The following is an 8,990-nucleotide window of genomic DNA, read 5'->3' on the forward strand; positions in this document are numbered from 1 at the left end:
ACCAATAAAAATACTCGGTGTTAGGAGTGACAGGAATGCGAGTGGCACAATCAGTTTCAGAATTAATCGGGAAAACGCCGATCGTTAAGTTGAACCGCATCGTAGAATCAGACAGCGCAGATATATACTTAAAATTAGAATTTATGAATCCGGGGAGTAGTGTTAAAGATCGTATCGCATTAGCTATGATTGAAGATGCTGAAAAAAAGGGATTATTAAAAGAGGACGATACTATCATTGAGCCGACAAGTGGTAACACAGGAATTGGTTTAGCGATGGTAGCGGCTGCTAAAGGATATAATGCAATCTTAGTAATGCCAGAAACAATGAGTATTGAGCGTCGTAATTTATTACGTGCTTACGGTGCGGAATTAGTATTGACTCCAGGGCCTGAAGGAATGGGTGGAGCAATTCGTAAAGCGACTGAATTAGCAAAAGAACATGGCTACTTTATACCACAACAGTTCAAAAACCAATCGAATCCAGAAATTCACCGTTTAACAACAGGTCCAGAAATTATTGAACAAATGGGCGACCAATTAGATGCGTTTATTGCAGGTATTGGTACAGGTGGAACGATTACTGGTGCTGGTGAAGTACTGAAGGAAGCGTATAAAGATATTAAAATTTATGCAGTAGAACCTGCAGATTCACCAGTATTATCTGGTGGGAAGCCAGGTCCACATAAAATCCAAGGAATTGGGGCGGGATTTGTTCCGGAGACGTTGGATGTAGAAGTATATGATGAAATTATTCAAGTGAAAACAGAGCAAGCATTCGAATATGCGAGAAGAGTGGCTAAAGAGGAAGGTATTTTAGTTGGTATCTCTTCAGGCGCAGTTATTTATGCAGCAACAGAGGTTGCGAAAAAGTTAGGTAAAGGGAAAAAGGTACTTGTTATTATCCCGAGTAACGGTGAACGTTATTTAAGTACACCACTTTATCAATTTGAATCCTAATTAAACGCGATTGAAAAAGCATCCTTGAAAAAGGGTGCTTTTTCTTTTGGGATTGGAAATAGGAAAAGAGTGAATGACTAGAAAACTTCATGTAAAATAAGAGGTAGTATAATTAAATTATTTTCACTAGCCTTCGAGTATAATCAATCTCTATATAAATAACTTATGTAGTTTGAGCTGGTTTATCTAAGAGGGTGGGATAAAAGAAGACGGGGTGTTGATATGCAACGAAGAAAATCTTTAGCGCTTTCTATTCCATATCAGTTAGATTTCTTTAAGCAATATAAATTTCTTTCTCAGGGTAAATCGCAACATATTTTGTTAGAAAGCGGCCGTGGCGGTCGTTATAACATTGTAGGGCTGAACCCAGTAGCGGTAATTCGAGGGAAGGATGAAACGTTACATATAAGTGAAAGTGGTAAGGAAACAATAAAACGAGGGAATCCGTTAGATTTAATGCAAGAATATATGGAACAATGGAAGACGGACTATAACCCAGAGTATCCGCCTTTTCAAGGTGGTGCAATTGGCTATTTCAGTTATGATTGTATCCGTTATATTGAAAAGCTACCTTCTCTTGCGGAAGATGATATTAATATACCTGACATCTTCTTTTTATTATTTGATGACGTATTTGTCTATGATCAAAAAGAACAAGTGTTATGGGTTATTACGCATTATGTAGATAAATATGAAGAGGCGAAAGAACGGCTAAATGAGTGGAAGAGTCTTTGGATGACAGAAGCGCCTGAAGTGACCGTGCCCTTTGAAAGTCCTGAAAAGAAAAGTGAAGCAGTTGCTTTTACTGAAGCTGGCTTTATGAAGGCAGTTGAATGTATTCAAGAATATATTGGAGCGGGTGATGTGTTCCAAGTAAACTTGTCGACGAGACAAGAAAGAACGTTACAGACACACCCACTAGAAATTTATACAAGTCTTCGTGAAATTAATCCATCTCCATATATGGGTTACCTGGAGCTTGGGGATTTTCAAATCGTTAGTGGATCGCCAGAGTTGTTAATTAAGAAACAAGGAACTGAAGTAAGTACAAGACCAATTGCTGGAACGAGATCTAGAGGCGCGGATGAGCAAGAGGATGAAGAATTAGCAAGAGAATTAATTGAGAACGAAAAAGAAAGAGCAGAGCATGTAATGCTTGTGGATTTAGAAAGAAATGATTTAGGACGTGTTTGTAAATATGGCACTGTAGAAGTAGATGAATTTATGGTAATTGAGAAATACTCGCATGTTATGCATATTGTTTCTAATGTACGTGGTGAGGTGGAAGAAGATAAAGATGCTTTTGATTTAGTGAAGGCTGTATTCCCTGGGGGAACAATTACTGGTGCCCCAAAAATACGTACGATGGAAATTATTGAGGAATTAGAACCTGTTCGAAGAGGGATTTATACAGGTTCAATCGGTTGGATGGGTTATTCTGGAGATACAGAATTGAATATTGTAATTAGAACACTTCTTGCTAAAGATGGAAAAGCTCATGTACAAGCAGGGGCGGGAATTGTAATTGATTCAAATCCGGAAAATGAATATAAAGAGTCGTTAAAAAAGGCGATTGCTTTATGGCGTGCAAAAGAACGTAGCGAAGAAACGGTTAGGTGAGAGAAATGATATTAATGATTGATAATTATGATTCTTTTACATTTAATTTAGTGCAGTTTCTTGGAGAACTTGGACAAGAGCTCGTTGTTAAACGTAACGATGAAGTGACCATTTCAGATATTGAGAATATGAAACCAGATTTTCTAATGATTTCTCCAGGCCCATGTAGTCCTAATGAAGCTGGGATTAGTATGGAAGCTATTAAATACTTTGCTGGAAAGACTCCGATTTTTGGTGTTTGTCTAGGGCATCAATCTATTGCACAAGTGTTTGGGGGAGAGGTTGTCCGTGCAGAGCGATTAATGCATGGGAAAACGTCGCTTATGCATCATGATGGAAAGACGATTTTTTCGGATATTCCTAATCCGTTTACTGCGACGCGCTATCATTCCCTTATTGTTAAGAAAGAGACGTTACCCGATTGCTTAGAGGTAACATCTTGGACAGAGGAAGGGGAAATTATGGCACTTCGTCATAAGACATTACCGATAGAGGGTGTGCAATTCCATCCAGAATCTATTATGACTTCTCATGGGAAAGAGCTGTTGCAGAATTTCATTCGTAAATACAGTCCAAGTGCGACATTATGTTAATTTACGTAAATGGTCAGTATGTAGAAGCAAGTGAAGCGAGAATTTCTCCTTATGATCATGGTTATTTATATGGTCTTGGAGTTTTTGAAACGTTTCGTATTTATAATGGTCATCCTTTCTTATTGGATGATCATTATAACCGTTTAATAGAGGCGCTGGATACATTGCAAATTAAATGGACAATGACAAAAAATGATGTGATGCTTATTTTGAAAGATTTACTCGCTAAGAATGAATTGAAGCATGCATATGTACGTTTTAATGTATCGGCGGGTATAGATGAAATAGGATTACAAACGGAAATGTATGAAGAGCCTTCTGTTATTGTTTTTATAAAACCTTTAACAGCTCCAGGGGATGTAGTGGAAAAAGAAGGTGTTATTCTAAAACAAGTGCGAAATACACCGGAAGGGACATTTCGCCTGAAGTCTCATCACTATTTAAATAATATTTTAGGGAAGCGTGAAATTGGAAATGTTGTGAGTAAGGAAGGTATTTTCCTCACTGAAGCAGGTTATGTTGCAGAGGGCATTGTTTCGAATCTATTTTTTGTGAAAGGTGATGTTTTATATACACCTTCGTTAGAGACAGGGATTTTAAATGGTATCACTCGTGCGTTTATTATAAAGAGTGCTGAAGAATTAAATATAGAAGTAAAGGAAGGTTTCTTTACAAAAGATGAGCTATTTTCAGCGGATGAAGTCTTCGTAACAAACTCCATTCAAGAAATTGTTCCGCTTTATCGTATAGAAGCGCAGGATTTCCCGGGTAAAGTAGGAGTGGTTACAAAAAGTTTAATGTACCTTTATGGAATGCAAAGAGAGAAATTATGGAGCAGAAATGAATTACGAAGAGGAGATGTGTAGTTTGAAGTGGGATTATGATTTGCGCTGCGGCGAATATACATTGAATTTAAATGAAAAAACATTAATTATGGGGATTTTAAATGTAACACCAGATTCGTTTTCTGATGGTGGGAGTTACAACGAGGTAGATGCTGCGGTACGTCACGCAAAAGAAATGCAAGGTCAAGGTGCTCATATTATTGATATTGGTGGCGAATCTACTCGCCCAGGTTTTGCTAAAGTATCAGTAGAAGAAGAAATAAAGCGAGTTGTCCCGATGATTCAAGCAGTTTCAAAAGAAGTAAAATTGCCTATATCTATCGATACATATAAAGCTGAAGTTGCAAAGCAAGCAATTGAGGCTGGTGCTCATATTATTAATGATATTTGGGGAGCGAAGGCGGAGCCAAAAATTGCTGAAGTCGCAGCTCATTATGATGTACCCATCATTTTAATGCATAACCGCGATAATATGAATTATCGTAATTTAATGGCGGATATGATTGCTGATTTGTATGACAGTATTAAAATTGCTAAAAATGCTGGTGTGCCAGATGAGAATATTATTTTAGATCCAGGTATCGGTTTTGCTAAAACACCTGAGCAGAACTTAGAGGCGATGCGTAATTTAGAACAGTTAAATGTGCTAGGTTATCCAGTTCTCTTAGGTACTTCGAGAAAGTCCTTTATTGGGCACGTATTAGATTTGCCAGTGGAGGAACGCCTTGAGGGAACAGGAGCTACCATTTGTCTTGGTATTGAAAAGGGCTGTGAGTTTGTTCGTGTCCATGATGTGAAAGAAATGGCGCGTATGGCTAAAATGATGGATGCGATGATTGGTAAGGGGGTAAGGTAATTGGATAAAATTTATATCCATGATATGGAGTTTTATGGTTATCATGGTGTGTTCCCAGAGGAGAATAAATTAGGTCAGAGATTTAAAGTTGACTTAACGGTGGAGTTGGATTTAAAGCGTGCAGGGGAAAGTGATGACTTAGAGCATTCGGTCAATTATGGAGAGCTTTTCGAATTATGTAGAAAAGTTGTTGAGGATAGAAAGTATAAGCTTGTGGAGAGTATCGCTGAAAATATTGCTGCAGATATATTAAAACAATATGAAAGTATTTCACGCTGTACAATTAAGGTAATTAAGCCGGATCCACCGATACCGGGTCATTATCGTGCTGTAGCAGTAGAAATTACGAGAGAACGTCCATGAACAATATAGCTTACATTGCATTAGGGTCAAATATTGGAGAGCGTTATACGTATCTAACTGAAGCGATTCAGTTTTTAAATAAAAATCCTTATATTCAGGTTGATGATATTTCATCTGTATATGAAACTGAGCCAGTTGGCTATACTGACCAAAGTTGCTTTTTAAATTTAGTTATAAAAATTTCTACCAATTTATCACCACAAGAGTTATTGAAAGTAACACAAAAAGTAGAAAATGACCTAGGAAGAAAAAGGGAAATTAGGTGGGGGCCGAGGACTATCGACCTTGACATTTTACTTTATAATCAAGAGAATATTGAAGCAGAGAATCTTATTGTTCCGCATCCGCGGATGTTTGAAAGAGCTTTTGTTATCGTTCCGTTGTTAGAGATTAATCAAGACATAAAACAAAACATTTCACGTTCACAAGTAGAAGAAATGAAAAGGCGAGAGGGAGTAACGGTATGGAAGCAGAAAAATGGGGAAGACGCATTCGTGCTTTTCGAAAGCTAAAAGGCTATACACAAGAAGGTTTTGCTAAAGAACTAGGGGTATCTGTATCTGTTTTAGGTGAGGTTGAGAGAGGGAATAGATCGCCTTCTCAAGATTTTGTAGTAGAAGTTGCTAAGGCATTAAATGTTTCGATAGAGGAATTAATGCCAAAGTGATTGTACAGGAAGGAGTAGGTTGATTGTTAAAGATTGCAAATATCGAGATGAAAAATCCGGTTGTACTAGCACCGATGGCGGGAGTGTGTAACTCTGCATTCCGTTTAACAGTAAAAGAATTTGGTGCCGGCTTAGTTTGTGCTGAAATGGTAAGTGATAAGGCAATATTACTTAATAATAAAAGAACATTAGATATGTTATATATCGACGAGAGAGAAAAGCCATTAAGTTTACAAATTTTTGGTGGAGAGAAAGAAACTCTTGTAGATGCTGCGAAATATGTAGATAAATATACGACAGCAGACATAATTGATATTAATATGGGTTGTCCAGTGCCGAAAATCGTTAAATGTGATGCGGGGGCAAGGTGGCTTTTAGATCCGAATAAAATATATGAAATGGTAGCAGCGGTTGTAGATGCTGTAAAAAAGCCGGTTACAGTTAAAATGCGTATCGGTTGGGATGAAGAACATATTTTCGCAATAGAAAATGCTAGGGCTGTTGAGCGTGCTGGTGGCCAAGCTGTGGCGGTTCACGGACGTACACGAGTGCAAATGTATGAAGGAAAAGCGGATTGGGATATTATTAAACAAGTAAAACAATCTGTAAATATCCCGGTTATCGGAAATGGTGATGTCGCAACGCCGCAAGATGCAAAGCGTATGCTTGATGAAATTGGTGTAGATGGTGTTATGATTGGTCGTGCGGCTCTTGGAGATCCGTGGATGATTTATCGTACGGTAAAGTATTTGGAGACAGGTGAATTAATGCCGGAACCAACAGTGCGCGAGAAAATTGATGTATGTATGTTACATCTAGATCGTCTTATTGACTTAAAGAACGAAAGTGTCGCTGTAAGAGAGATGAGAAAACATGCAGCTTGGTATTTAAAAGGTGTTCGTGGTAATGCGAGTGTACGTAATGGTATTAATGCTTGTAACACACGGGAAGACCTTGCGAATGTGTTAGGTACATTTGTAGAAGAAGTGGAAGCGAAACAACAAACAATTTACGTTGGTTAATAATGGACATAGGAGATTGACATTCTTCTATACACTTCCTATAATTACGTGAAAGAAAGAAGAGCTGCCAGTTAGTTGCTGGCAGTTTTTCTAGTTGAGTAGAAAATGCTATACTGTATATATTGTAAAATTAAATAGAGCTGGAGTGATATCAATATCATGGATAACATGAACCACGAAGAATTAAACGACCAATTGATTGTTCGTCGTGAAAAGCTACATAATTTACGTGAACAAGGAATTGACCCGTTCGGTAAAAGATTTGAACGCACAAATTCAACAACTGATTTAGTGAGTCTATATGGAGAGTTCTCTAAGGAAGAATTAGAGGAGAAGGAAATCGCTGTTTCTATCGCTGGTCGTATTATGACAAAACGCGGAAAAGGGAAAGCTGGATTTGCACACGTTCAAGATTTACATGGACAAGTTCAAATTTATGTTCGTAAAGATGCTGTTGGAGATGACGAGTACGAATTATTTAAAACAGCAGATTTAGGTGATTTAGTAGGTATTGAAGGTAAAGTGTTCAAAACAAACGTTGGAGAACTTTCAGTAAAAGCAACAGGCTTTACGCTATTAACGAAATCTCTTCGTCCATTACCAGATAAATACCATGGATTAAAAGATGTTGAACAACGCTACCGTCAACGTTACTTAGACTTAATTACAAGTATGGAAAGTCGTGAAACGTTCGTTACTCGTAGTAAAATCATTCGTGAGATGAGAAGATACCTAGATGACAACGGTTATCTTGAAGTGGAAACACCTATGATGCATGCAATTGCAGGTGGAGCTTCTGCGCGTCCTTTCACTACACATCATAATGCGTTAGATATGGAATTATATATGCGTATCGCAATTGAGCTACATTTAAAGCGTCTTATTGTGGGTGGTTTGGAAAAAGTATATGAGATCGGCCGTGTATTCCGTAATGAGGGTGTATCAACTCGTCATAACCCTGAGTTTACAATGATTGAATTATATGAAGCATACGCTGATTATAAAGATATTATGAAGTTAACAGAAGATATGGTTGCTCATATCGCGAAAAAAGTACTGGGTACAACAACAATCCAGTATGGTGATTATGAAATTAATCTAGAACCAGAATGGACACGTCTTCATATGGTAGATGCGATTAAGCAATACTCTGGAGCTGATTTCTGGAATCCGATGAGTGTAGAAGAAGCACGTGAGCTTGCAAAAGAACATAATGTAGAAATTAAAGATACAATGGAAGTTGGTCATATTATAAATGAATTCTTCGAACAAAAAGTAGAAGATAAATTAATCCAACCAACATTTATTTACGGTCATCCGGTAGAAATCTCGCCGCTTGCGAAAAAGAATGATGAAGATTCAAGATTTACAGATCGTTTCGAATTATTTATCGTTGCGCGTGAACATGCAAATGCATTCACTGAGTTAAATGATCCAATCGATCAAAAAGAACGTTTTGAAGCGCAATTAAAAGAGCGCGAACAAGGTAATGATGAAGCTCATATGATGGATGACGATTATATTGAAGCTCTTGAGTACGGTATGCCTCCTACGGGTGGATTAGGAATCGGTATTGATCGTCTAGTTATGTTATTAACAAATGCACCATCTATTCGTGATGTATTATTATTCCCTGCTATGCGCCATAAACAAGACTAAGCTTTGGAGATTTCTCCAAAGCTTTTTTTATTTGAGCATGAGTTGTGTGGGTATAGTAAGTCTTGATAGTGCGAGAAATTATATTTATATAGAAGAAATGTGCTGTTTTTATACTTTTTTACTAAGTTAAAAATTTTATTAGAAAAACTATTGCATTTTAATAATCAAACTGGTATATTTATATTCGTTGCCACGAAAGGTAACAAACAAAACGAACGAAAAACAACTTATTGAAAAAAGTTGTTGACGAAAATATAACGAAATGTTATATTGATAAAGTCGCTTCTGAGCGACGAAGTAGTTCTTTGAAAACTGAACGAAACAAACAACGTGAAACGTCAATTTTTATTTTAGATGCTAGACAAACTAACTTTATTGGAGAGTTTGATCCTGGCTCAGGATGAAC

The 8,990-nt window shown here is 37.3% G+C and carries 10 protein-coding genes; all 10 read left to right on the top strand.

Going from position 1 to position 8,990, the window contains the following annotated elements; translation table 11 throughout:
- Positions 1-35: 35 nt before the first annotated feature.
- Complete coding sequence (gene cysK / locus ACUN13_RS29850; RefSeq protein ID WP_025689126.1) at positions 36-959, top strand: cysteine synthase A; 924 nt, start codon at positions 36-38, stop codon at positions 957-959.
- Between the two features lie 222 nt (positions 960-1,181).
- Positions 1,182-2,579 carry an aminodeoxychorismate synthase component I gene (pabB, locus tag ACUN13_RS29855; RefSeq protein ID WP_445424145.1) on the top strand — a complete coding sequence of 466 codons (1,398 nt, stop codon included), beginning with the start codon at positions 1,182-1,184 and terminating at the stop codon, positions 2,577-2,579.
- A 5-nt stretch (positions 2,580-2,584) separates the two neighbouring features.
- On the top strand, positions 2,585-3,172 hold the full coding sequence (gene pabA, locus ACUN13_RS29860) for an aminodeoxychorismate/anthranilate synthase component II (RefSeq protein ID WP_000602290.1): 588 nt from the start codon (positions 2,585-2,587) through the stop codon (positions 3,170-3,172).
- Positions 3,166-4,038: an aminodeoxychorismate lyase gene (pabC, locus tag ACUN13_RS29865; protein ID WP_086404255.1), complete on the top strand. Its 873-nt coding sequence runs from the start codon at positions 3,166-3,168 to the stop codon at positions 4,036-4,038. The genes pabA and pabC overlap by 7 nt, the downstream gene beginning before the upstream one ends.
- Positions 4,013-4,873 carry a dihydropteroate synthase gene (gene folP, locus ACUN13_RS29870; RefSeq protein ID WP_140158308.1) on the top strand — a complete coding sequence of 287 codons (861 nt, stop codon included), beginning with the start codon at positions 4,013-4,015 and terminating at the stop codon, positions 4,871-4,873. The genes pabC and folP overlap by 26 nt, the downstream gene beginning before the upstream one ends.
- Entirely contained in the window at positions 4,874-5,236 is a 363-nt protein-coding gene (folB, locus tag ACUN13_RS29875; RefSeq protein WP_000358062.1) for a dihydroneopterin aldolase, read from the top strand.
- A complete protein-coding gene (gene folK / locus ACUN13_RS29880; RefSeq protein ID WP_001059450.1) occupies positions 5,233-5,748 on the top strand; it encodes a 2-amino-4-hydroxy-6-hydroxymethyldihydropteridine diphosphokinase in 516 nt (171 codons plus the stop codon). The genes folB and folK overlap by 4 nt, the downstream gene beginning before the upstream one ends.
- Positions 5,700-5,903 (top strand): helix-turn-helix domain-containing protein, encoded by a 204-nt coding sequence (locus ACUN13_RS29885; RefSeq protein ID WP_000387031.1) that lies wholly within the window; start codon positions 5,700-5,702, stop codon positions 5,901-5,903. Before folK ends, ACUN13_RS29885 begins: the two co-directional genes overlap by 49 nt.
- 23 nt (positions 5,904-5,926) lie before the next feature.
- Positions 5,927-6,925, top strand: coding sequence for a tRNA dihydrouridine synthase DusB (dusB, locus tag ACUN13_RS29890; protein WP_445424146.1), 999 nt, complete (start codon positions 5,927-5,929; stop codon positions 6,923-6,925).
- A gap of 159 nt (positions 6,926-7,084) precedes the next feature.
- Entirely contained in the window at positions 7,085-8,584 is a 1,500-nt protein-coding gene (lysS, locus tag ACUN13_RS29895) for a lysine--tRNA ligase (RefSeq protein ID WP_000369669.1), read from the top strand.
- Positions 8,585-8,990: the final 406 nt, after the last annotated feature.

The organism is Bacillus cereus group sp. Bce041, assembly GCF_052646455.1.

What these genes read in the sequence shown, in the direction of transcription:
- lysS (WP_000369669.1), top strand. Translation starts at nt 7,085, where the DNA reads ATGGATAACATGAACCACGAAGAATTAAACGACCAATTGATTGTTCGT.
- ACUN13_RS29885 (WP_000387031.1), top strand. Translation starts at nt 5,700, where the DNA reads ATGGAAGCAGAAAAATGGGGAAGACGCATTCGTGCTTTTCGAAAGCTA.
- cysK (WP_025689126.1), top strand. Translation starts at nt 36, where the DNA reads ATGCGAGTGGCACAATCAGTTTCAGAATTAATCGGGAAAACGCCGATC.
- folK (WP_001059450.1), top strand. Translation starts at nt 5,233, where the DNA reads ATGAACAATATAGCTTACATTGCATTAGGGTCAAATATTGGAGAGCGT.
- pabB (WP_445424145.1), top strand. Translation starts at nt 1,182, where the DNA reads ATGCAACGAAGAAAATCTTTAGCGCTTTCTATTCCATATCAGTTAGAT.
- pabA (WP_000602290.1), top strand. Translation starts at nt 2,585, where the DNA reads ATGATATTAATGATTGATAATTATGATTCTTTTACATTTAATTTAGTG.
- folP (WP_140158308.1), top strand. Translation starts at nt 4,013, where the DNA reads ATGAATTACGAAGAGGAGATGTGTAGTTTGAAGTGGGATTATGATTTG.
- pabC (WP_086404255.1), top strand. Translation starts at nt 3,166, where the DNA reads ATGTTAATTTACGTAAATGGTCAGTATGTAGAAGCAAGTGAAGCGAGA.